This is a genomic window from Streptomyces purpurascens (genome assembly GCF_045040895.1).
Classification (GTDB): Bacteria; Actinomycetota; Actinomycetes; order Streptomycetales; family Streptomycetaceae; genus Streptomyces; species Streptomyces purpurascens.
Genome location: NZ_CP108341.1, coordinates 1,720,250 through 1,743,826, shown reverse-complemented (window position 1 = coordinate 1,743,826; position 23,577 = coordinate 1,720,250). Strand labels below are relative to the sequence as shown.

General features: G+C 70.3%; 20 protein-coding genes. 17 read left to right on the top strand and 3 right to left on the bottom strand.

All coding sequences use genetic code 11. The annotated features are described in order from the left end of the window. Window positions 1–62 precede the first annotated feature (62 nt). Window positions 63–2,039 (top strand): threonine--tRNA ligase, encoded by a 1,977-nt coding sequence (gene thrS / locus OHU35_RS07900; RefSeq protein ID WP_189726472.1) that lies wholly within the window; start codon window positions 63–65, stop codon window positions 2,037–2,039. Window positions 2,040–2,105: 66 nt separating this feature from the next. Continuing rightward, complete coding sequence (locus tag OHU35_RS07895; protein ID WP_359896481.1) at window positions 2,106–2,666, top strand: HIT domain-containing protein; 561 nt, start codon at window positions 2,106–2,108, stop codon at window positions 2,664–2,666. A 62-nt stretch (window positions 2,667–2,728) separates the two neighbouring features. Here OHU35_RS07895 and OHU35_RS07890 read toward each other — a convergent pair whose 3' ends face one another. Both OHU35_RS07890 and OHU35_RS07885 read right to left on the bottom strand, forming a co-directional pair. Continuing rightward, a complete protein-coding gene (locus OHU35_RS07890) occupies window positions 2,729–4,396 on the bottom strand; it encodes a hypothetical protein (RefSeq protein WP_189726470.1) in 1,668 nt (555 codons plus the stop codon). 171 nt (window positions 4,397–4,567) lie between these two features. Continuing rightward, window positions 4,568–6,766: an elongation factor G-like protein EF-G2 gene (locus OHU35_RS07885; RefSeq protein WP_189726469.1), complete on the bottom strand. Its 2,199-nt coding sequence runs from the start codon at window positions 6,764–6,766 to the stop codon at window positions 4,568–4,570. A gap of 217 nt (window positions 6,767–6,983) precedes the next feature. Here OHU35_RS07885 and pgsA point away from each other — a divergent pair, with 217 nt between their 5' ends. The 15 genes from pgsA (at window position 6,984) to relA (ending at window position 22,230) form a co-directional block, all read left to right on the top strand. Next, window positions 6,984–7,733: a phosphatidylinositol phosphate synthase gene (gene pgsA / locus OHU35_RS07880; RefSeq protein ID WP_405509188.1), complete on the top strand. Its 750-nt coding sequence runs from the start codon at window positions 6,984–6,986 to the stop codon at window positions 7,731–7,733. Continuing rightward, complete coding sequence (locus tag OHU35_RS07875; protein WP_359896483.1) at window positions 7,730–8,638, top strand: phosphatidylinositol mannoside acyltransferase; 909 nt, start codon at window positions 7,730–7,732, stop codon at window positions 8,636–8,638. The genes pgsA and OHU35_RS07875 overlap by 4 nt, the downstream gene beginning before the upstream one ends. Next, complete coding sequence (locus OHU35_RS07870) at window positions 8,635–9,798, top strand: glycosyltransferase family 4 protein (protein ID WP_359896484.1); 1,164 nt, start codon at window positions 8,635–8,637, stop codon at window positions 9,796–9,798. Before OHU35_RS07875 ends, OHU35_RS07870 begins: the two co-directional genes overlap by 4 nt. Window positions 9,799–9,895: 97 nt before the next feature. After that, a complete protein-coding gene (locus tag OHU35_RS07865) occupies window positions 9,896–10,441 on the top strand; it encodes a hypothetical protein (RefSeq protein ID WP_189726466.1) in 546 nt (181 codons plus the stop codon). Between the two features lie 131 nt (window positions 10,442–10,572). After that, window positions 10,573–11,478 (top strand): pyridoxal 5'-phosphate synthase lyase subunit PdxS, encoded by a 906-nt coding sequence (pdxS, locus tag OHU35_RS07860; RefSeq protein WP_184597240.1) that lies wholly within the window; start codon window positions 10,573–10,575, stop codon window positions 11,476–11,478. Window positions 11,479–11,491: 13 nt separating this feature from the next. Further along, on the top strand, window positions 11,492–12,100 hold the full coding sequence (gene pdxT / locus OHU35_RS07855; RefSeq protein ID WP_189726465.1) for a pyridoxal 5'-phosphate synthase glutaminase subunit PdxT: 609 nt from the start codon (window positions 11,492–11,494) through the stop codon (window positions 12,098–12,100). Window positions 12,101–12,148: 48 nt separating this feature from the next. After that, entirely contained in the window at window positions 12,149–12,901 is a 753-nt protein-coding gene (locus OHU35_RS07850; protein WP_189726464.1) for a YebC/PmpR family DNA-binding transcriptional regulator, read from the top strand. 156 nt (window positions 12,902–13,057) lie between these two features. Beyond that, entirely contained in the window at window positions 13,058–13,588 is a 531-nt protein-coding gene (gene ruvC / locus OHU35_RS07845; protein ID WP_189726463.1) for a crossover junction endodeoxyribonuclease RuvC, read from the top strand. Beyond that, complete coding sequence (gene ruvA / locus OHU35_RS07840; RefSeq protein WP_189726462.1) at window positions 13,585–14,190, top strand: Holliday junction branch migration protein RuvA; 606 nt, start codon at window positions 13,585–13,587, stop codon at window positions 14,188–14,190. The genes ruvC and ruvA overlap by 4 nt, the downstream gene beginning before the upstream one ends. Window positions 14,191–14,213: 23 nt before the next feature. Next, complete coding sequence (gene ruvB / locus OHU35_RS07835; protein WP_189726461.1) at window positions 14,214–15,284, top strand: Holliday junction branch migration DNA helicase RuvB; 1,071 nt, start codon at window positions 14,214–14,216, stop codon at window positions 15,282–15,284. Window positions 15,285–15,469: 185 nt separating this feature from the next. Next, window positions 15,470–15,970, top strand: coding sequence for a preprotein translocase subunit YajC (gene yajC / locus OHU35_RS07830; RefSeq protein WP_189726460.1), 501 nt, complete (start codon window positions 15,470–15,472; stop codon window positions 15,968–15,970). A 132-nt stretch (window positions 15,971–16,102) separates the two neighbouring features. Then, window positions 16,103–17,872 carry a protein translocase subunit SecD gene (secD, locus tag OHU35_RS07825; protein WP_189726459.1) on the top strand — a complete coding sequence of 590 codons (1,770 nt, stop codon included), beginning with the start codon at window positions 16,103–16,105 and terminating at the stop codon, window positions 17,870–17,872. A gap of 1 nt (window position 17,873) precedes the next feature. Continuing rightward, on the top strand, window positions 17,874–18,983 hold the full coding sequence (gene secF, locus OHU35_RS07820) for a protein translocase subunit SecF (protein WP_189726458.1): 1,110 nt from the start codon (window positions 17,874–17,876) through the stop codon (window positions 18,981–18,983). Then, window positions 18,980–19,519 carry an adenine phosphoribosyltransferase gene (locus OHU35_RS07815; protein WP_189726457.1) on the top strand — a complete coding sequence of 180 codons (540 nt, stop codon included), beginning with the start codon at window positions 18,980–18,982 and terminating at the stop codon, window positions 19,517–19,519. Before secF ends, OHU35_RS07815 begins: the two co-directional genes overlap by 4 nt. A gap of 194 nt (window positions 19,520–19,713) precedes the next feature. Then, a complete protein-coding gene (gene relA, locus OHU35_RS07810) occupies window positions 19,714–22,230 on the top strand; it encodes a GTP pyrophosphokinase (protein WP_189726456.1) in 2,517 nt (838 codons plus the stop codon). Between the two features lie 73 nt (window positions 22,231–22,303). Here the strand turns inward: relA and OHU35_RS07805 are convergent, their stop codons facing one another. Beyond that, entirely contained in the window at window positions 22,304–23,533 is a 1,230-nt protein-coding gene (locus OHU35_RS07805) for a DUF349 domain-containing protein (protein ID WP_189726455.1), read from the bottom strand. Between the last annotated feature and the right edge of the window lie 44 nt (window positions 23,534–23,577).

Below are 23,577 nucleotides of genomic sequence, written 5' to 3'. Positions count from 1 at the left end.
GATCCATACTCGTGTGCGCTCCCGTACGGCGCCGCAGCCCCACCTTCAGTCAGGAGAGACCGGTGTCAGACGTCCGTGTGATCATCCAGCGCGATTCCGAGCGGGAAGAACGCGTGGTGACGACGGGCACTACGGCCGCCGAGCTCTTCGCCGGCGAGCGCTCGATCATCGCCGCCCGCGTGGCCGGCGAGCTCCGGGACCTGTCGTACGCCCTGTCCGAGGGCGATGAGGTCGAGGGCGTCGAGATCTCCTCCGAGGACGGCCTGAACATCCTGCGCCACTCCACCGCGCACGTCATGGCACAGGCCGTGCAGGAGCTCTTCCCCGAGGCCAAGCTCGGCATCGGCCCGCCCGTCAAGGACGGCTTCTACTACGACTTCGACGTCGAGAAGCCGTTCACGCCCGAGGATCTCAAGGCCATCGAGAAGAAGATGCAGGAGATCCAGAAGCGGGGGCAGAGGTTCGCCCGCCGCGCGGTCACCGACGAGGCCGCCCGCGAGGAGCTGGCCGGCGAGCCGTACAAGCTGGAGCTGATCGGCCTCAAGGGCTCGGCGTCCAGCGACGACGGCGCGGACGTCGAGGTCGGCGCCGGCGAGCTGACGATCTACGACAACCTGGACGCCAAGACCGGCGAGCTGTGCTGGAAGGACCTCTGCCGCGGTCCCCACCTGCCCTCCACCCGGAACATCCCGGCGTTCAAGCTGATGCGCAACGCGGCCGCCTACTGGCGCGGCAGCGAGAAGAACCCCATGCTCCAGCGCATCTACGGCACCGCCTGGCCCACCAAGGACGAGCTGAAGGCGCACCTGGAGTTCCTCGCCGAGGCCGAGAAGCGCGACCACCGCAAGCTCGGCAGCGAGCTGGACCTGTTCTCCGTCCCGGAGCAGATCGGCTCCGGCCTCGCCGTCTTCCACCCCAAGGGCGGCATCATCCGCCGGGTCATGGAGGACTACTCGCGCCGCCGGCACGAGGAAGAGGGCTACGAGTTCGTCTACACCCCGCACGCCACCAAGGGGAAGCTCTTCGAGACCTCGGGCCACCTGGACTGGTACGCCGACGGCATGTACCCGCCCATGCAGCTCGACGAGGGCGTGGACTACTACCTCAAGCCCATGAACTGCCCGATGCACAACCTGATCTTCGACGCGCGCGGGCGTTCCTACCGTGAACTGCCGCTGCGCCTCTTCGAGTTCGGGACCGTGTACCGCTACGAGAAGTCGGGCGTCGTGCACGGCCTGACCCGGGCCCGCGGCTTCACGCAGGACGACGCGCACATCTACTGCACCCGCGAGCAGATGTCGGAGGAGCTCGACAAGACGCTCACCTTCGTCCTCGGCCTGCTGCGCGACTACGGCCTGACCGACTTCTACCTGGAGCTCTCCACCAAGGATCCGGAGAAGTTCGTCGGCTCGGACGAGGCCTGGGAGGAGGCGACCGAGACGCTGCGCCAGGTCGCCGAGAAGCAGGGCCTGCCCCTCGTGCCCGACCCGGGCGGCGCCGCCTTCTACGGCCCGAAGATCTCCGTCCAGACCAAGGACGCCATCGGCCGCACCTGGCAGATGTCGACGATCCAGCTCGACTTCAACCTGCCGGAGCGCTTCGACCTGGAGTACACGGGGGCGGACGGCGCCAAGCAGCGCCCGGTCATGATCCACCGTGCGCTGTTCGGCTCGATCGAGCGCTTCTTCGCGGTGCTCCTGGAGCACTACGCGGGCGCCTTCCCGGCGTGGCTGGCCCCGGTCCAGGCGGTCGGCATCCCGATCGGCGACGCGCACGTCGAGTACCTGGAGAAGTTCGCGGCGGCGGCCAAGCGGCAGGGCCTGCGCGTCGAGGTCGACTCCTCCTCCGACCGGATGCAGAAGAAGATCCGCAACGCCCAGAAGCAGAAGGTGCCCTTCATGGTCATCGCGGGCGACGAGGACATGTCCCACGGGTCCGTGTCCTTCCGCTACCGCGACGGCTCGCAGGAGAACGGCATCCCCTTCGACGAGGCCATCGCGAAGATCCAGAAGGTCGTCGAGGAGCGGGCGCAGGTCTGATCACACGGCGTACGGGCCCCCGGGGAGATCCCGGGGGCCTTTGCCGTCCCCCCAGCTCGACGCCATATGCTGCAGTGCATGACGAGTGAGCCGGAGCAGCAGCTGGGAGTGGGGACGCAGGACGCGTTCCAGCGTCTGTGGACGCCCCATCGGATGGCCTACATCCAGGGTGAGAACAAGCCGACCGGCCCGGGCGCCGGCGACGGCTGCCCCTTCTGCTCGATCCCGGCCAAGTCCGACGAGGACGGGCTGGTCGTCCGGCGCGGCGAGCAGGTCTACGCCGTGCTCAACCTCTACCCGTACAACGGCGGTCACCTGATGACCGTGCCCTACCGGCACGTCGCCGACTACACGGACCTCACGGCGGGGGAGACCGCCGAACTCGGCGAACTCACCAAGCAGGCGATGACGGCCCTGCGCACGGCCTCCGGCGCGCACGGCTTCAACATCGGCATGAACCAGGGCACGGTGGCGGGCGCGGGCATCGCGGCGCACCTGCACCAGCACATCGTGCCGCGCTGGGGCGGGGACACCAACTTCATGCCGGTGGTGGGACATACGCGGGTGCTGCCGCAGCTGCTCGCGGACACCCGGAAGATGCTGGCGGAGGCCTGGCCGGCGAGCTGAGTCCGGCGGGGCCGGCGTTCGTTCTTCGACACCGGCCCCTGTCGCCCGAGGCTCACGAGCCCCTACGCGTCGTAGACATCCGCCTTCTTCGGCGAAGCCTCCTGCACAGCCCCACTCAGCGCCGCCGACCTGGACCCGAACTTCTCCACGTCCACGCCGTTCTCCCGCAGCACCTTCAGCGCCGCCGCATGCACCACACGCAGCACAGGAGTGGCCGCCCGCAACGCGTCGTCGGCCATGAAGCGGTGCCGCCACGGCTGGTCGGCCCAGGCATGCCGCAGACCGAACGGCTCCGGGAGCGTCAGACTGCCGCCGAGCCAGTTCAGCAGCGGCGGGTACCAGGTCAGCGGGGCGCGCGCGGCCAGCCGTACCACTTCGTCGGCGTCGATCAGGGGGAGCTTCACGGTGCGGGTCTCCCAGAACCGGAGAGCCTTCTGCACCGCCTTCTCCTTGGCCGCCGGCTTCTCGTTGAACAGCGGGTTGACCGGCCCCAGGGCGTGCCCGGTGACCTCGATGCGCAGGGTGTCGTGCAGCACGGTCACCGTGATCAGCATCGTGATCACCAGATGGCCGTCCCAGAGGGTCCACTGCACGCCGAGGTAGTGCCGGTCGCCGCTGCCGAACTGCTGCTTGTTGCAGATGTCCTGTATGGCGTGCGTCCGGACCGTGTACGCGTCGACGTCTGTGCCGCTCGGCCGGGACACCTCCGCCGCCTTCTCGCCGATCGGCGTGACGATCCAGTGCGTGATGGACGGCTTGGGGAAGCCGCCGGTGTTGATGGACGTGCGCTCCAGCATGCCCAGGCCGCCCTGGATCGCCACGATGACGTCCCAGCTGCGGAAGGGGTGGAACTCCTTGTCCGGATCGGCGGAGACCAGCTCCTCGGCCAGCTGCCAGCTGCCCCACCGCGTGCCCATGCCGAGTATGCCCTTGGGGCCGGCGTAGAAGACCGAGTTGGACCGCTGCTCGGCACCGAGGCGGGCCAGCTCCTTGCGCACCTGCTCGGCCGCGTCGCCCGGGTTGCCCGGAACCGCCTCGGGGATCTTGGCGCCCACGCCGCCGCCCGACAGCAGGCTCGACCAGCGCTCCCGCAGGTCACGGGCCGTCCGCTCGCAGATCTGCTTGGCCCAGAACCAGCCGACCACCGGCATGATGATCGCCGCGCGCCCGTACAGGGCCCAGAATCCCGTGAAGGGCATTTTGATCAGGAACAGCACGGCGAGCGCGCCCACCGCGACCAGCAGGGTCGTGGCGAGGGCGCCGGCGCGCTTGTCCTCGCGCTTGGCCATGGTGGTGCGCAGCGTGAACACCAGCAGCCACACGAGGAAGCCCGGCAGGAAGAGCACCCCGCAGATGACCGTGATCGCCGAGAGCCAGTTGTCGCGGTCGCGGCGGATGCGGTGCGCCGCCAGGCAGTGCTCCACGACGACCTGGGGTTCGATGCCGAAGGACTGGATCACGGGGTTGCGCCCGGCACCCAGCATCCGGTCGATGATGGCGCGGGAGAAGGCCTCGCCGAACCTGGGGCGGAAGATCTTGGCCCAGGGGCGCGGTGGTTTCACCTTCGACTGGTGCCACTCGTTGTCGGCGTTGAGGATCTTGGTGACCTCGTCGTCCCGGTACGCCGCCGCGGCCAGTGCGTAGGTCGCCGCCGTCTGCCCAGCCGAACCCGCCAAAGGCACCTGGGCCCCTGGGCTGAAGTCGAATCCGTCTGTCACTGCCGCCCCCATCGCTGCCGCATCCGCATCTGCGGCCTTCCCGACTTCCGCGCTCCGCACACCTGTTGATCAGGTCATCAGCGTATCCGCACGCGCCGACATCCGTCGGCGGGCGGCTGTCAAGCCGCCCGCCGATGCGGAGGGAAGCCCTCACGAGGGCCACTTGGTGGCGCCGGGCGCGAACTACGAGGCCTTGCGCTCCTCTTCGCGCACCCGGTCCGCGACCTGCTGCGGCATCGGCTCGTGCCGCGCGTACCGACGGCTGAACCCCGCTGTGCCGTGCGCCATCGACCGCAGGTCGATCGCGTACCGGCCGATCTCGATCTCGGGCACCTCGGCCCGGATCAGGGTGCGCCCGCCGGGTGTCTGCTCGGTGCCGAGCACCCGGCCGCGCCGCCCCGACAGGTCGCTCATCACGGCGCCCACGAAGTCGTCGCCGACCAGCACCGACACCTCGGCCACCGGCTCCAGCAGATGGATCTTCGCGTCGGCGGCGGCCTCCCGCAGCGCGAGCGCCCCGGCCGTCTGGAAGGCGGCGTCGGAGGAGTCCACCGAGTGCGCCTTGCCGTCCAGGAGGGTCACCCGTACGTCGATGAGCGGGTATCCGGCCGCTACTCCCTTGGCCGCCTGGGCCCGTATGCCCTTCTCCACCGACGGGATGAACTGCCGGGGCACCGCGCCGCCCACGACCTTGTCGACGAACTCGATGCCGGAGCCGCCCGGCAGGGGCTCGACCTCGATCTCGCAGATCGCGAACTGCCCGTGCCCGCCGGACTGCTTGACGTGCCGGCCGCGTCCGCCCGACTTGAGCGCGAAGGTCTCGCGCAGGGACACCTTGTGCGGCACGACGTCGACCTGGACGCCGTACCGGCTGCGCAGCCGCTCCAGGGCCACGTCGGAGTGTGCCTCGCCGAGGCACCACAGGACCACCTGGTGGGTGTCCTGGTTCTGTTCGAGCCGCATCGTCGGGTCCTCGGCCACCAGCCGGGCCAGGCCCTGGGAGAGTTTGTCCTCGTCCGGCTTGCTGTGCGCCTGGATGGCCAGCGGCAGCAGCGGGTCGGGCATCTGCCACGGCTCCATGAGCAGCGGATCGTCCTTGGCGGACAGGGTGTCGCCGGTCTCGGCGCGGCTCAGCTTGGCCACGCACGCCAGGTCGCCCGCGATGACGTGCGACACCGGGCGCTGCTGCTTGCCGAACGGCGTGGACAGGGCGCCGATCCGCTCGTCGACGTCGTGGTCCTCGTGCCCGCGGTCGGCCAGTCCGTGCCCGGAGACGTGGACCGTCTGGTCGGCGCGCAGGGTGCCGGAGAACAGGCGGATCAGCGACAGCCGGCCGACGTACGGGTCGGAGGAGGTCTTCACGACCTCCGCGACCAGCGGCGCGTCCGGGTCGCAGGGCCTGAGCTCGCGCGGCTTGCCGTCGATCGTGGTCACCCGCACCGTCTCGTGCTCCAGCGGCGTCGGGAAGCCCCGTGTGATCAGCTCCAGCACCTCCACCGTGCCGAGCCCCTGCCGGGCGCCGTCGGACGCGGGGGCGGCGGCAAGGACGGGGAAGAAGACCCCGCGCGCGACGGCCCGCTCCAGGTCCTCGATGAGGGTCTTGACGTCGACCTGTTCCCCGCCGAGATAGCGGTCCATGAGGGTCTCGTCCTCGCTCTCCGCGATGATCCCCTCGATCAGCCGGTTGCGGGCCTCCTCGATCAGCGGCAGCTCGTCCTCGCCCGGCTCCGACTCCTTGCGCTCGCCGGTCGAGTAGTCGAACAGCTTCTGCGACAGCAGCCCGATCAGGCCGGTCACGGGCGCGTGCCCGTCGGGCGCCTGCGGGCCGTGCAGCGGCAGGTAGAGCGGCAGGACCGCGTCGGGATCGTCCGCGCCGAAGGCCTCCGCGCAGCTCCGCGTCATCCCCTCGAAGTCGGCGCGCGCCGCCTCCAGGTGCGTGACGACGATGGCCCGGGGCATGCCCACGGCCGCGCACTCCTCCCACACCATGCGGGTCGAGCCGTCCACGCCGTCCGAGGCCGAGACGACGAAGAGGGCCGCGTCCGCCGCTCGCAGACCGGCCCTGAGCTCACCGACGAAGTCGGCGTATCCGGGAGTGTCGAGAACATTGACCTTGATGCCGTCCCACTCGACGGGCACCAGGGAGAGCTGCACCGAGCGCTGCTGCCGGTGCTCGATCTCGTCGTAGTCGGAGACGGTGCCGCCGTCCTCCACACGGCCCGCCCGGTTCACCGCCCCCGCTGTGAGCGCGAGGGCTTCCACCAAGGTGGTCTTGCCCGATCCGGAGTGGCCGACCAGCACCACATTCCGTACGGACTGAGGGTGGTCGGCCGCTCGTGCCCTGCCGGCGGCCCCAGGGTGTGTCTGTCCTTTGTCGCCCATGATCCTGCCTCCCGTGCACGGTGAGGTCACTGTGGGCGCGGACACGCGGGATCCGCGTGCATGGCGGCTCCGGCGACGCCCGCGGTTATTCGACCTTCCCACTCCCGTAACGGTGCGTCCATACGAAGGACGCGATCGCGCCGCCCACCAGCGGCTCGCCGGATCCCTCGAAGGGGTCCGGGTGCCCGCCCCTCAGCCACACGCGCGCGTGGCTACGATGGGCCAGCCGGTGGCCAGCAGGGGCCATGCGGCGACACCGACCCTCGGGAAGGCCATGCTGAACAAGTACGCGCGTGCATTCTTCACGCGTGTCCTCACACCGTTCGCCGCGTTTCTCATCCGGCTGGGCGTCAGCCCCGACGCCGTCACGCTCATCGGCACCGCCGGTGTGGTCGCGGGCGCGCTGGTCTTCTACCCCATGGGCGAGTTCTTCTGGGGCACGGTCGTGATCACACTCTTCGTCTTCTCGGACCTCGTCGACGGCAACATGGCGCGCCAGCTCGGCCGCTCCAGCCGCTGGGGCGCCTTCCTGGACTCCACGCTCGACCGGGTCGCCGACGGCGCGATCTTCGGTGGCTTCATCCTCTGGTACGCCGGGAGCGGCGACGACCTCGTCCTGTGCGCCGTCTCGATCTTCTGCCTGGCCAGCGGCCAGGTGGTGTCGTACACCAAGGCCCGCGGTGAGTCGATCGGCCTGCCGGTCGCCGTCAACGGGCTCGTCGAGCGGGCCGAGCGGCTGGTGATCTCGCTGGTCGCGGCCGGGCTCGCGGGCCTGCACGCGTTCGGTGTCCCCGGCATCCAGTACCTGCTGCCCATCGCTCTGTGGATCGTCGCCGTGGGCAGCCTCGTCACGCTGATCCAGCGGGTCGTCACGGTCCGCCGGGAGTCCGCCGAGGCCGAGGCGGCCGCGCAGGACAATGAGGGCAAGCAGCACAACGCCTCTCACGGGAGCGAGGCGGCCACGTGAGCGCACAGGACCGGCTGACGGACGCGCTGTACGGCCTCGGCTGGAGCACCGTCAAGAAGCTCCCCGAGCCGGTCGCCGTACGGCTCGGACACACCATCGCCGATCTCGCCTGGAAGCAGCGCGGCAAGGGCGTACGGCGTCTGGAGAGCAACTACGCGCGCGTGGTGCCCGACGCGGGCCCCGAGCGGCTGGCCGAGCTCTCCCGCGCGGGCATGCGCTCCTACCTGCGCTACTGGATGGAGTCCTTCCGGCTCCCCGCCTGGAGCAAGGAGCGGATCAAGAGCGGCTTCGCCGTCAAGGACATCCACTACGTCACCGAGGGCATGGCATCCGGCAAGGGCGTCATACTCGCCCTGCCGCACCTGGGCAACTGGGACCTCGCCGGCGCCTGGGTCACCACCGAGCTGGGCATCCCGTTCACGACGGTGGCCGAGCGCCTGAAGCCGGAGACGCTCTACGACCGGTTCGTCGCCTACCGCGAGGGCCTCGGTATGGAGGTCCTGCCGCACAGCGGTGGCACCGCCTTCGGCACCCTGGCCCGGCGGCTGCGAGACGGCGGTCTGGTCTGCCTGGTCGCCGACCGCGACCTGTCCGCCTCCGGCGTCGAGGTCGACTTCTTCGGCGACACCGCCAGGATGCCGGCCGGGCCGGCCCTGCTCGCCCAGCAGACGGGCGCCCTGCTGCTTCCCGTCACGCTCTGGTACGACGACTCGCCCGTGATGCAGGGCCGCGTCCACCCGGCGGTCGAGGTGCCCGAGTCAGGCACGCGCGCCGAGAAGACGTCTGTGATGACACAGGCGCTGGCCGACGCCTTCGCCACGGGGATCGCCGACCATCCGGAGGACTGGCACATGCTGCAGCGCTTGTGGCTCGCGGACCTCGATCCAGCGAAGGGATCCACGTGAGGATCGGCATCGTCTGCCCGTACTCCTGGGACGTACCGGGCGGCGTTCAGTTCCATATCCGCGATCTGGCCGAGTACTTCATCCGCCTCGGCCACGAGGTGTCCGTCCTCGCCCCGGCGGACGACGACACCCCGCTGCCGCCGTACGTCGTCTCGGCCGGGCGCGCGGTGCCGGTGCCGTACAACGGCTCGGTGGCCCGGCTGAACTTCGGCTTCCTCTCGGCGGCCCGGGTGCGCCGGTGGCTGCACGACGGCGCGTTCGACGTGATCCACATCCATGAGCCGACCTCGCCCTCGCTGGGCCTGCTGGCCTGCTGGGCGGCGCAGGGCCCGATCGTCGCCACGTTCCACACGTCCAACCCGCGCTCCCGGGCCATGATCGCCGCGTACTCGATCCTCCAGGCCGCCCTGGAGAAGATCAGCGCGCGGATCGCGGTGAGCGAGTACGCCCGGCGCACGCTGGTGGAACACCTCGGCGGGGACGCGGTGGTGATCCCGAACGGCGTGGACGTCGACTTCTTCGCCGAGGCCGAGCCCAAGGCCGAGTGGCAGGGCGACACGATCGGCTTCGTCGGGCGCATCGACGAGCCCCGCAAGGGACTGCCGGTCCTCATGAAGGCCCTGCCGAAGATCCTCGCCGCGCGTCCGCAGACCCGGCTGCTGGTCGCCGGGCGCGGCGACGAGGTGGAGGCGGTGGAGACACTCCCGGCCGAGCTGCGCTCCCGCGTCGAGTTCCTCGGCATGGTCAGCGACGAGGACAAGGCGCGCTTCCTGCGCAGCGTCGACCTGTACATCGCGCCCAACACCGGCGGCGAGAGCTTCGGCATCATCCTGGTCGAGGCCATGTCCGCCGGCGCCCCCGTCCTCGCCTCCGACCTCGACGCCTTCGCGCAGGTCCTGGACCGGGGAGCGGCCGGCGAACTCTTCCCGAACGAGGACGCCGACGCCCTCGCCGACGCGGCCGTCCGGCTGCTGGAGGACCCGGAACGCCGCGCGGAGCTGCGGGAGCGGGGGAGCGCCCATGTACGGCGCTTCGACTGGTCGACCGTCGGCGCGGACATCCTGTCCGTCTACGAGACGGTGACGGCGGGCGCGGCGGCGGTGGCCGAGGACGACCGGGTGACGGGGCTGCGGGCCAGGCTGGGGTTCGCCCGGGACTGAGGCCGGACGGACAGATTCCTGTCGGGCCGAGCCGAAGGGCGGCTCGGCCGGGGCGGGGTGAACCGGCAGGCCGGTCGGGCCGCTAGCCTTGCCGCCCGTGACCACCACTCTCATCTGGATCGCCGTCGCCCTGGTCGCGATCGGGCTGTATCTGAGCTGGACCGCCGGCCGTCTCGACCGTCTCCACGCCCGGATCGACGCCGCCCGGGCCGCCCTGGACGCGCAGTTGCTGCGCCGGGCCTCGGTGGCGCAGGAACTGGCGACGTCGGGGGTCCTGGATCCGGCCGCCTCGATCGTGCTCTACGAGGCCGCGCACGCCGCCCGTCAGGCGGAGGAGGAGCAGCGGGAGGTCGCCGAGAGCGAGCTGAGCCAGGCGCTGCGCGCCGTCTTCGCGGAGGCCCAGCAACTGGAGGCGGTGCGGGAGGCGCCCGGGGGAGAGGAGGCCGCGACCGAGCTCGTGCAGGCGGTGCGGCGCGTCCCCATGGCCCGGCGCTTCCACAACGACGCCGTACGCGCCGCTCGCGCGCTGCGCCGCCACCGCAAGGTCCGCTGGTTCCGGCTGGCGGGCCACGCGCCGTTCCCGATGGCCTTCGAGATGGACGACGAACCACCGGCCGTGCTGGCGGACCGCTCGGGCTCCTGACGGCGGGGCGTCCCCGTCGCCGCAGGGCGAAAACGATCCACCGGCTTCCCATTGGCCCTTGCTGTGGCCTGGTCCCCTCACGTTTCCTCGGTGCTGCACAAAACCCCTCTTTCCCAGCAGCGAGGTCACCCGTGTCCATCTCCGAAAACCAGGCTCCCGAGACCGGCACCGCCCGTGTGAAGCGCGGCATGGCCGAGCAGCTCAAGGGCGGCGTCATCATGGACGTCGTCACGCCGGAGCAGGCGAAGATCGCCGAGGACGCGGGCGCCGTCGCCGTCATGGCCCTGGAGCGGGTCCCGGCCGACATCCGCAAGGACGGCGGCGTGGCCCGCATGTCCGACCCGGACATGATCGAGGGCATCATCGACGCCGTCTCCATCCCGGTCATGGCCAAGTCCCGCATCGGCCACTTCGTCGAGGCCCAGGTCCTGCAGTCCCTCGGCGTCGACTACATCGACGAGTCCGAGGTCCTGACCCCGGCCGACGAGGTCAACCACAGCGACAAGTTCGCCTTCACCACCCCCTTCGTCTGCGGCGCCACCAACCTGGGCGAGGCCCTGCGCCGCATCGCCGAGGGCGCCGCGATGATCCGCTCCAAGGGCGAGGCCGGTACCGGCAACGTCGTCGAGGCCGTCCGCCACCTGCGCCAGATCAAGAACGAGATCGCCCGCCTGCGCGGCTACGACAACAACGAGCTGTACGCCGCCGCCAAGGACCTGCGCGCCCCGTACGAGCTGGTCAAGGAGGTCTCCGAGCTGGGCAAGCTCCCGGTCGTGCTGTTCTCCGCCGGCGGCGTCGCCACCCCGGCCGACGCGGCCCTGATGCGCCAGCTCGGCGCCGAGGGCGTCTTCGTCGGCTCCGGCATCTTCAAGTCCGGCGACCCGGCCAAGCGCGCCGCCGCCATCGTGAAGGCCACCACCTTCTACGACGACCCGAAGATCGTCGCCGACGCGTCCCGCAACCTCGGCGAGGCCATGGTCGGCATCAACTGCGACACCCTCCCCGAGACCGAGCGCTACGCGAACCGCGGCTGGTAAGGCACAGGAACCCATGAGCGACACCCCCGTCATAGGCGTCCTGGCCCTCCAGGGCGACGTACGGGAGCACCTCGTCGCCCTGGCCGCGGCCGATGCCGTGGCCAGGCCGGTGCGGCGCCCCGAAGAGCTCGCCGAGGTGGACGGCCTCGTCCTCCCCGGCGGCGAGTCCACCACCATCTCGAAGCTGGCCGTCCTGTTCGGCCTGATGGAACCGCTCCGCGCGCGAATGCGGGACGGCCTGCCCGTCTACGGCACCTGCGCCGGCATGATCATGCTCGCCGACAAGATCCTCGACCCGCGCTCGGGCCAGGAGACCATCGGCGGCATCGACATGATCGTCCGCCGCAACGCCTTCGGCCGGCAGAACGAGTCCTTCGAGGCGGCCGTCGACGTCGAGGGCGTCGAGGGCGCCCCGGTGGAGGGCGTCTTCATCCGCGCCCCCTGGGTCGAGTCCGTCGGCGCCGCGGCCGAGGTGCTCGCCGAGCATGACGGCCACATCGTCGCGGTCCGTCAAGGCAACGCTCTGGCCACCTCGTTCCACCCCGAACTGACCGGCGACCACCGCGTGCACGGCCTGTTCGTCGAGATGGTGCGCGCGAACCGTACAGCCGAGTCCTTGTAGGATTCCTGCGTTCGTTGCTGAGATGGGTTACGCGAAGGAGACAGGCAGATGTCCGGCCACTCTAAATGGGCTACGACGAAGCACAAGAAGGCCGTGATCGACGCCAAGCGCGGCAAGCTCTTCGCGAAGCTGATCAAGAACATCGAGGTCGCGGCCCGGATGGGCGGCGTCGACATCGAGGGCAACCCGACTCTCTACGACGCCATCCAGAAGGCCAAGAAGCAGTCGGTTCCGAACAAGAACATCGACTCCGCGGTCAAGCGCGGTGGCGGCCTCGAGGCCGGCGGCGCCGACTACGAGACGATCATGTACGAGGGCTACGGCCCGAACGGCGTCGCCGTGCTCATCGAGTGCCTCACCGACAACCGCAACCGCGCCGCCTCCGACGTGCGCGTGGCCATGACCCGCAACGGCGGCTCCATGGCCGACCCGGGCTCGGTGTCGTACATGTTCAGCCGCAAGGGCGTCGTCATCGTCCCCAAGGGCGAGCTGGCCGAGGACGACGTCCTGGGTGCCGTCCTGGACGCGGGCGCCGAAGAGGTCAACGACCTCGGCGAGTCCTTCGAGGTCATCAGCGAGGCCACCGACCTGGTCGCGGTCCGCACCGCCCTCCAGGAGGCCGGCATCGACTACGACTCCGCCGACTCCAGCTTCGTGCCGTCCGTCCAGGTCGAGCTGGACGAGGAAGGCGCCAAGAAGATCTTCAAGCTGATCGACGCGCTCGAGGACAGCGACGACGTGCAGAACGTCTTCGCCAACTTCGACGTCAGCGACGAGGTCATGGAGAAGGTCGACGCGTAACGCCGCCGCGGGCTTCAAGGGCTGCACGGGCCGACGGGACATCCCGTCGGCCCGTCGCGTTGAACGGGTGTCGGTACGGGCGTTGGTGCGGGGCGTTGTCGGTGGCACCCGATAGCCTGCACAAACAGGCGATCGAAATCGAAAGGGAGGGCGCGCGTGCGCGTGCTGGGGGTGGACCCGGGACTGACCCGGTGCGGTGTCGGCGTGGTCGAGGGCGTCGCCGGACGGCCGCTCACGATGATCGGCGTCGGCGTCGTCCGGACACCGGCGGACGCCGACCTCGGCCACCGCCTCGTCGCCATCGAGCAGGGCATCGAACAGTGGCTGGACGAGCACCGGCCGGAGTTCGTCGCCGTGGAGCGCGTCTTCAGCCAGCACAACGTCAGTACGGTGATGGGCACCGCCCAGGCCAGCGCCGTCGCCCTTCTGTGCGCCTCACGTCGCGGGATCCCCGTGGCGCTGCACACCCCGAGCGAGGTCAAGGCCGCCGTCACCGGCAGCGGCCGGGCCGACAAGGCCCAGGTGGGCGCGATGGTGACCCGCCTGCTCCGGCTCAGCGCACCGCCCAAGCCCGCCGACGCGGCCGACGCCCTCGCCCTCGCCATCTGCCACATCTGGCGCGCCCCCGCGCAGAACCGACTCCAGCAGGCCGTCGCCCTGCACGCATCGAAAGGCCGTACGGCATGATCGCCTTCGTCAGCGGCACGGTCGCCGCGCTCGCCCCCGATGCCGCGGTCGTCGAGGTGGGCGGCGTCGGCATGGCCGTGCAGTGCACGCCGAACACACTGTCCACGCTCCGCGTCGGCCGGCCCGCCAAGCTGCACACCTCCCTCGTCGTACGGGAGGACTCACTGACCCTGTACGGCTTCGCGGACGACGACGAGCGGCAGACCTTCGAGCTGCTCCAGACGGCGAGCGGCGTGGGACCGAGACTCGCCCAGGCGATGCTGGCCGTACACACCCCGGACGCCCTGCGCCGGGCGGTCGCCACCGCCGACGAGAAGGCGCTCACCGCGGTTCCCGGCATCGGCAAGAAGGGCGCCCAGAAGCTGCTCCTGGAACTGAAGGACCGGCTCGGCGAGCCGCTCGGCGCCCCGGCCGTCGGTACGCCCGTCAGCACCGGCTGGCGCGACCAGCTGCACGCGGCCCTGATCGGCCTCGGATACGCGACCCGGGAGGCCGACGAGGCCGTGACCGCCGTGGCTCCGCAGGCCGAGGCCGCCGAGGGTGCTCCGCAGGTCGGCCAGTTGCTGAAGGCCGCCCTCCAGACCCTGAACCGCGCCCGCTGAACCCCCACACACCGAGGCACATCATGAACTGGGACGACACGACCGACAGCTCCGCCGCCGAGCGGCTCGTCGGCGCGTCCGCCGACCGTGAGGACCAGGCCGTCGAGGCCGCCCTGCGCCCCAAGGACCTGGACGAGTTCATCGGCCAGGAGAAGGTCCGCGAGCAGCTCGACCTCGTCCTGCGCGCCGCACGCGCGCGTGGCGCCACCGCCGACCACGTGCTGCTCTCCGGCGCCCCCGGCCTCGGCAAGACCACCCTGTCGATGATCATCGCGGCCGAGATGGAAGCCCCCATCCGCATCACCTCGGGCCCCGCCATCCAGCACGCCGGCGACCTCGCGGCGATCCTCTCCTCCCTCCAGGAGGGCGAGGTCCTCTTCCTCGACGAGATCCACCGCATGTCCCGGCCTGCCGAGGAGATGCTGTACATGGCGATGGAGGACTTCCGCGTCGACGTCATCGTCGGCAAGGGCCCGGGAGCCACCGCCATCCCGCTGGAGCTGCCCCCGTTTACCCTGGTCGGCGCCACCACGCGCGCGGGGTTGCTGCCGCCCCCACTGCGCGACCGCTTCGGCTTCACCGCCCACATGGAGTTCTACGAACCGGCCGAACTGGAGCGGGTCATCCACCGCTCGGCCCACCTCCTCGAGGTCCAGACCGAGCCGGAGGGCGCTGCCGAGATCGCCGGCCGCTCCCGCGGCACCCCCCGCATCGCCAACCGCCTGCTGCGCCGCGTCCGGGACTACGCGCAGGTCAAGGCCGACGGACTGATCACCAAGGACATCGCGGCGGCCGCCCTCGCCGTCTACGAGGTGGACGAGCGCGGCCTCGACCGCCTCGACCGAGGCGTCCTGGAAGCCCTGCTCAAGCTGTTCGGCGGCGGCCCCGTCGGCCTGTCCACGCTCGCGGTCGCGGTGGGGGAGGAGCGTGAGACCGTGGAGGAGGTGGCCGAGCCCTTCCTGGTACGGGAAGGACTGCTGGCCCGCACCCCGCGCGGCAGGGTCGCCACCCCCGCCGCATGGGCGCATCTCGGCCTCACCCCGCCCGGCTCCCGGACCACAGGAAACGGACAACAGGACCTGTTCGGGGCGTGACGACGCCGTCACCGCTCCGGGTCGGCGAGGCCAGTGGCCGCAGCAGGAACCCCGGTGCCATGCTGAGCGTTGTTCCATGCGCGCGGACTCGCTTAGACTCCGCCGATGCCGTCTTTGCCGGCGGCGTACATACCCCCAACCATCTGGCCGCTCACAGCGCGGTCGTGTGAAGGAAGTACCGACCCGTGAGTCTCCTGACCCTCCTCCCGTTCATTGTGCTCATCGGGGCCATGTTCCTCATGACCCGGTCGGCCAAGAAGAAGCAGCAGCAGGCCGTGGACATGCGGAACCAGATGCAGCCCGGCAGCGGCATCCGCACCATCGGGGGCATCTACGCCACGGTCAAGGAAGTGAACGAGGACACCGTCCTCGTCGATGCCGGCCCGGGCGTCGAGCTCCTCTTCGCCAAGAACGCCATCGGTGCCGTGCTCAGCGACGACGAGTACAACCGCGTCGTCCACGGCATCGAGCACGACCTGAAGTCCGACGCCGACCTCGTCCCGGACGACGCCTCCTCCCTCACCGAGACCGACGACTCCGCCGCCGACACCGGCGCTGACGACAAGGCCGTCGACCTCGGCAAGAAGGACGCGGCCGACGAGCCGGCCGGCGACGACACTCCGGCCGCCGAGGCGAAGACGGACGCAGAGCCGAAGAAGACCGACGGCGACTCCGAGGCGAAGTAGTCGTGTCCCGGGGTGCGCGGGCCCGGCCCGCGCACCCCGGGACACGCCCAGCTCGCACGGAGTCCCGACACCATGTCATGGCCGCCCGTCCGCCGATCCGGAGCGAGGTGGCCCGAGAGGGAGTACGAGAAGGTGGCCACACCTAAAAAGGGCCGGAGCGCGAGCACCCAGAGCAAGCCGGTTCGCTCGCTGGTCCTGATTCTGATCGCCCTCGTGGCGCTCACCGGTGGGATGTTCGCTTCGGGGCACACGAAACCACGTCTCGGCATCGACCTGGCCGGCGGTACGAGCATCACGCTCCGCGCGGTCCCCGAAGCCGGCAACGAGGCGGCCATCAACAAGACCAACATGGACACCGCCGTCTCCATCATGGAACGACGTGTCAACGGTCTTGGCGTCTCGGAGTCCGAGGTCCAGACGCAGGGCCGGGAAAACATCATCGTCAACATCCCCAAGGGGACGAACTCCGAGCAGGCCCGCAAGCAGGTCGGCACCACCGCCAAGCTCTACTTCCGCCCGGTCCTCGCCACCGAGGTCTCCGGTGGCAAGGGCACGGCCAGCCCCTCCCCGAGCCCCACCGGCAGCCCCTCGGACAAGCCGTCCGGCAAGGCCACCGACAAGCCCGAGGCCACCGACAAGAACTCCGCCTCCCCGTCGGCCACGCCCACCACGCAGGGCCGCGCGGTCACCGACGCGCTGAAGGCCGACGCCACACCGTCGGCGAGCGCCTCGGACGACAAGGCCAAGGCCAGCCCCTCCCCGTCGGCGAGCGGCGGCTCCGCCGAGGCCGACGCGAGCGCGCTGCAGGCGAAGTACGCCAAGCTCGACTGCACCGACGAGAAGACCCGCTCCTCCGTCGGCGACGGTGTCAAGGCCTCCGAGATGACCCTGGCCTGCGGCAAGAACTCGCAGGGCCAGTGGCAGAAGTACATCCTCGGTCCCGCCGAGGTCGACGGCACGGACGTCGACAAGGCCCAGGCCGTCCTGAACACCCAGACCGGTGCGGGCTGGACGGTCACGATGGACTTCACGGACGGCGGCGCCAAGAAGTTCGCGAACATCACCGGCAAGCTGGCGCAGAACCAGTCGCCGCAGAACCAGTTCGCGATCGTCCTGGACGGCGACGTGGTCTCCGACCCGTACGTCCGGCAGGCCCTGACCGGCGGCAACGCCGAGATCTCCGGCAACTTCAACCAGCAGTCCGCCCAGGACCTCTCCAACATGCTGTCCTACGGCGCGCTGCCGCTGACCTTCAAGGTCGACAGCATGACGACCGTGACCGCCGCGCTGGGCGGTGACCAGCTGCAGGCCGGTCTGATCGCCGGCGCCATCGGTCTCGCGCTGGTCGTCATCTACCTGCTGGCGTACTACCGCGGCCTGTCGTTCATCGCGATCCTCTCGCTGCTGGTCTCCGCGGCCCTCACCTACACGCTCATGGCCCTGCTCGGCCCGGCCATCGGCTTCGCGCTGAACCTGCCGGCCGTGTGCGGCGCCATCGTCGCCATCGGCATCACCGCGGACTCGTTCATCGTGTACTTCGAACGCGTCCGTGACGAGATCCGCGAAGGCCGCTCCCTGCGCCCCGCCGTCGAGCGGGCCTGGCCGCGCGCCCGGCGCACCATCCTGGTCTCCGACTTCGTGTCGTTCCTCGCCGCCGCGGTGCTGTTCGCCGTCACCGTCGGCAAGGTCCAGGGCTTCGCGTTCACGCTCGGTCTGACGACCCTGCTCGACGTGGTCGTCGTGTTCCTCTTCACCAAGCCGCTGCTGACGTTGATGGCCCGCCGCCCGTTCTTCGCGAACGGCCACAAGTGGTCCGGCCTCGACCCGAAGAGCCTGGGCGCCCAGCCGCCGCTGCGCCGTACCCGCCGCCCCGCCGCCCCTGCCGACCCGAAGGAGGCCTGAGATGTCGAAACTCGGCAACCTCGGCGCCCGACTCCACCGCGGCGAGGTCGGCTACGACTTCGTCAAGAACCGCAAGATCTGGTACGGCGTCTCCATCCTGATCACCATCCTGGCCATCGCCGGCCTCGCGGTGCGCGGCCTGAACATGGGCATCGAGTTCCAGGGCGGCGCCGTCTTCAACACCCCGAAGAACACCAGTGCCTCGGTGTCCCAGGCCGAGCGGTACGCGGAGGAGGCCTCCGGCCACGACGCGATCGTCCAGGAGCTCGGCGACGGCAGCATGCGCATCCAGGTCGCCGGCATCGACACCGGCGCGGCCAACGACATCAAGAACACGCTCGCCGACGACCTCAAGGTCGACTCGGAGCAGATCAACGCCGAGCTGGTCGGCCCCAGCTGGGGCGAACAGATCGCCAGCAAGGCCTGGCAGGGCCTCGGCATCTTCCTGATCCTCGTCGTGATCTACCTGGCGATCGCCTTCGAGTGGCGCATGGCCGTCGCCGCCTTCGTCGCACTGATCCACGACATCACCATCACGGTCGGCATCTACGCCCTCGTCGGCTTCGAGGTCACACCCGGCACGGTGATCGGTCTTCTCACCATCCTCGGCTACTCGCTCTACGACACGGTCGTGGTGTTCGACAGCCTCAAGGAACAGACCAAGGACATCACCAAGCAGACCCGCTGGACCTACAGCGACGTCGCCAACCGCTCGATCAACAGCACCCTGGTCCGCTCGATCAACACCACGGTGGTCGCGCTGCTGCCGGTCGCGGGCCTGCTGTTCATCGGTGGCGGTGTCCTCGGCGCCGGCATGCTCAACGACATCTCGCTGTCGCTGTTCGTCGGTCTCGCCGCCGGTGCGTACTCCTCGATCTTCATCGCCACGCCGCTCGTCGCCGACCTCAAGGAGCGCGAGCCGCAGATGAAGGCCCTGAAGAAGCGCGTCCTGGCCAAGCGGGCCGCCAAGGGGGAGACCCCTCAGGCGGAGACCGGGGAGGAGTCCTACGCCGACGAGCCCGAGGACGCCGCACCCGCGGTCGTCGGCCCGCGCAACCAGCCCGCTTCCCGCAATCGCGGCCGGGGCCGCCCCTCGGGGAAGCGCCGATGACCGACATCAAGGAACTGCTGCTCAGCCGCATCAGGGACGTGGCCGACTACCCGGAGCCGGGCGTGATGTTCAAGGACATCACCCCGCTGCTGGCGGACCCGGCGGCGTTCACCGCGCTCACCGACGCCCTCGCCGAGATCGCCGAGAGCGCAGGCGCCACCAAGATCGTCGGCCTCGAGGCCCGTGGCTTCATCCTCGGGGCCCCGGTCGCCGTCCGCGCCGGCCTCGGCTTCATCCCCGTACGCAAGGCGGGCAAGCTCCCCGGAGCCACCCTCGGCCAGGCCTACGACCTGGAGTACGGCTCGGCGGAGATCGAGGTGCACGCCGAGGACCTGGTCGCCGACGACCGCGTCCTGATCGTCGACGACGTCCTCGCCACCGGCGGCACCGCCGAGGCCTCGGTCCAGCTCATCCGCCGGGCCGGCGCCGAGGTCGCCGGTCTGGCCGTCCTCATGGAACTCGGTTTCCTCGGCGGCCGGGCCCGTCTGGAGCCGGCTCTGCGCGGTGCCCCGCTGGAGGCCCTGCTCACGGTCTGACCAGCCCACGGCAGCCCGGTGGACACCGGCACGACACCGCGGAGGCGGGCCCGGAGGAATCCGGTGCCCGCCTCTCGCGTTCCTTGGGTAGACGGTCCTCACATTGGCCTGAAGGCGATCCTGGGGCGCAGGATCGCTACCATGGGGTCTCCGGAGCCTGACCGGGGGACCCGGAACGCGCACGAGGAGCCCTCTTGTCAGACGAGGCCCAGCACCTGACCGCCGCCAAGCCCGAGTCCGCCTCGGCAGCGGCCAAGCCCGCGCCCAGCGCGCCGCACGCGAAGAACGACACCCGCGGGCCGGTCGAGCACGCCCAGTCGGCGCCGGTCGACAAGCCCGCCGAGCAGTCGCGCCCCAAGCCGGCCCCTCCCGCGGTGCGCCAGGCCGGGGGCCAGCCCGCCCGCACCGGCTCCTCCAACCGCGTCCGTGCCCGTCTCGCCCGGCTCGGCGTCCAGCGCGCCAACCCGTACAACCCCGTGCTGGAGCCCCTGCTGCGCATAGTGCGCAGCAACGATCCGAAGATCGAGACGGCGACGCTCCGCCAGATCGAGCGCGCCTACCAGGTCGCCGAGCGCTGGCACCGCGGCCAGAAGCGCAAGAGCGGCGACCCGTACATCACGCACCCCCTCGCGGTGACCACCATCCTCGCCGAGCTGGGCATGGATCCGGCCACGCTGATGGCCGGTCTGCTGCACGACACGGTCGAGGACACCGAGTACGGCCTGGACGACCTGCGCCGTGACTTCGGCGACGTCGTCACCCTGCTCGTCGACGGCGTCACCAAGCTCGACAAGGTCAAGTTCGGCGAGGCGGCCCAGGCCGAGACCGTGCGCAAGATGGTCGTCGCCATGGCCAAGGACCCGCGCGTCCTGGTCATCAAGCTCGCCGACCGCCTGCACAACATGCGCACCATGCGCTACCTCAAGCGTGAGAAGCAGGAGAAGAAGGCGCGCGAGACCCTGGAGATCTACGCGCCGCTCGCCCATCGCCTGGGCATGAACACCATCAAGTGGGAGCTGGAGGACCTCGCCTTCGCGATCCTCTACCCCAAGATGTACGACGAGATCGTCCGCCTGGTCGCCGAGCGCGCCCCCAAGCGCGACGAGTACCTCGCCATAGTCACCGACGAGGTACAGCAGGACCTGCGGGCGGCCCGCATCAAGGCGACCGTGACCGGCCGCCCCAAGCACTACTACAGCGTCTACCAGAAGATGATCGTCCGCGGCCGTGACTTCGCGGAGATCTACGACCTGGTGGGCATCCGCGTCCTCGTGGACACCGTCCGCGACTGCTACGCGGCCCTCGGCACGGTGCACGCGCGATGGAACCCGGTCCCCGGCCGGTTCAAGGACTACATCGCGATGCCCAAGTTCAACATGTACCAGTCGCTGCACACGACGGTGATCGGCCCCGGCGGCAAGCCCGTCGAGCTGCAGATCCGCACCTTCGACATGCACCGCCGCGCCGAGTACGGCATCGCCGCGCACTGGAAGTACAAGCAGGAGGCCGTCGCCGGCGCCTCGAAGGTGCGCAGCGACGCCCCCAAGTCGTCCGGCAAGGGCAAGGACGACCACCTCAACGACATGGCCTGGCTGCGCCAGCTGCTGGACTGGCAGAAGGAGACCGAGGACCCGGGCGAGTTCCTGGAGTCCCTGCGCTTCGACCTCTCCCGCAACGAGGTCTTCGTCTTCACCCCCAAGGGCGATGTCATAGCGCTCCCGGCGAGCGCCACCCCGGTGGACTTCGCGTACGCGGTCCACACCGAGGTCGGGCACCGCACGATCGGCGCCCGGGTCAACGGCCGCCTGGTCCCGCTCGAATCCACCCTCGACAACGGCGACCTGGTCGAGGTCTTCACCTCCAAGGCGGCCGGCGCCGGCCCCTCCCGCGACTGGCTCGGCTTCGTCAAGTCGCCGCGCGCCCGCAACAAGATCCGGGCCTGGTTCTCCAAGGAGCGCCGCGACGAGGCGATCGAGCAGGGCAAGGACGCCATCGTCCGCGCGATGCGCAAGCAGAACCTGCCGATCCAGCGCATCCTGACCGGCGACTCCCTGGTGACCCTCGCGCACGAGATGCGCTACGCGGACATCTCCGCGCTGTACGCGGCGATCGGCGAGGGCCATGTCTCCGCGCAGAACATCGTGCAGAAGCTCGTCCAGGCCCTCGGCGGCGAGGAGGCCGCCACCGAGGAGATCGACGAGTCGGTCCCGCCGGCCCCCGGACGCAGCCGCAAACGCCGCTCCAGCGCCGACCCGGGCGTCGTCGTGAAGGGCGTCGAGGACGTGTGGGTCAAGCTGGCCCGCTGCTGTACGCCCGTCCCCGGCGACCCCATCATCGGCTTCGTCACCCGCGGTAGTGGTGTATCGGTTCACCGCAACGACTGCGTGAACGTGGAGTCACTGTCCCGCGAGCCCGAGCGCATCCTCGAGGTCGAGTGGGCGCCCACCCAGTCCTCGGTCTTCCTGGTCGCCATCCAGGTCGAGGCGCTGGACCGCTCCCGGCTGCTGTCGGACGTCACGCGCGTGCTGTCCGACCAGCACGTCAACATCCTCTCCGCGGCCGTCCAGACCTCCCGCGACCGCGTCGCCACCTCCCGCTTCACCTTCGAGATGGGCGATCCGAAGCACCTCGGCCATGTGCTGAAGGCGGTCCGGGGCGTGGAGGGCGTCTACGACGTGTACCGGGTGACGTCGGCGCGCAGCAGGTCGTGATCACCACGTGAAAGAGGGCCCCGTACGTGCTGTACGGGGCCCTCTTCCTTTCGGCCTTCCTTCGGCCGACGGATCAGCCTCCGAACTCCTGCAGACCCTTCTGCGCCTGGTCCAGCAGCGCCTGGCGGCCCTCGAGCTCACGCTCGAGCTTGTCGGCCCTGGCGTTGTTGCCCTGCGCACGGGCCTGCTCGATCTGGCCCCGCAGCTTGTCCACGGCGGCCTGGAGCTGGCCGGTCAGACCCTCGGCACGCGCGCGTGCCTCCGGGTTCGTCCGGCGCCACTCGGCCTCCTCGGACTCCTGGATGGCCCGCTCGACGGCGTGCATCCGGCCCTCGACCTTCGGCCGCGCGTCGCGCGGGACATGGCCGATGGCCTCCCAGCGCTCGTTGACGGAACGGAACGCGGCCCGGGCCGCCTTCAGGTCCGTGACCGGCAGGAGCTTCTCGGCCTCCTCGGCCAGCTCCTCCTTGAGCTTCAGGTTCTCCGCCTGCTCGGCGTCCCGCTCGGCGAAGACCGAGCTGCGGGCCGCGAAGAAGACGTCCTGGGCGCCGCGGAAGCGGTTCCACAGATCGTCCTCGTGCTCACGCTGCGCACGGCCTGCGGCCTTCCACTCGGCCATCAGCTCGCGGTAGCGGGCGGCCGTCACACCCCAGTCCGTCGAGTTCGACAGCGCCTCGGCCTCGGAGACCAGCCGTTCCTTGGTCCGCCGCGCCTCCTCGCGCTGGGCGTCCAGCTGCGCGAAGTGCTGCTTGCGCCGCTTGGAGAACGCCGACCGCGCGTGCGAGAACCGGTGCCACAGGTCGTCATCGGACTTGCGGTCCAGGCGCGGCAGGCCCTTCCAGGTGTCCACCAGGGCCCGCAGCCGTTCACCGGCCGCCCGCCACTGGTCGGACTGCGACAGCTCCTCCGCCTCGGCGACCAGCGCCTCCTTGGACTTGCGCGCCTCGTCGGACTGCCGCGCCCGCTGCGCCTTGCGCTCCTCGCGGCGCGCCTCCACCTGCTCAACGAGCTTGTCCAGCCGGACCCGCAGGGCATCCAGGTCGCCCACCACGTGGTGCGCGTCGACCTGCTGCCGGATGTGGTCGATGGCGACCTGGGCGTCCTTCGCCGAAAGGTCGGTGGTCTTCACTCGCTTCTCGAGGAGGCCGATCTCGACAACCAGGCCCTCGTACTTGCGCTCGAAGTAGGCCAGCGCCTCCTCGGGGGAGCCTGCCTGCCAGGAACCGACGACCTGCTCGCCGTCGGCCGTACGCACGTACACGGTCCCCGTCTCGTCGACGCGGCCCCACGGGTCGCTGCTCACAGCGCCTCCTCCACATGATGCCTGCGAGGGGCCTCAGCACCCCC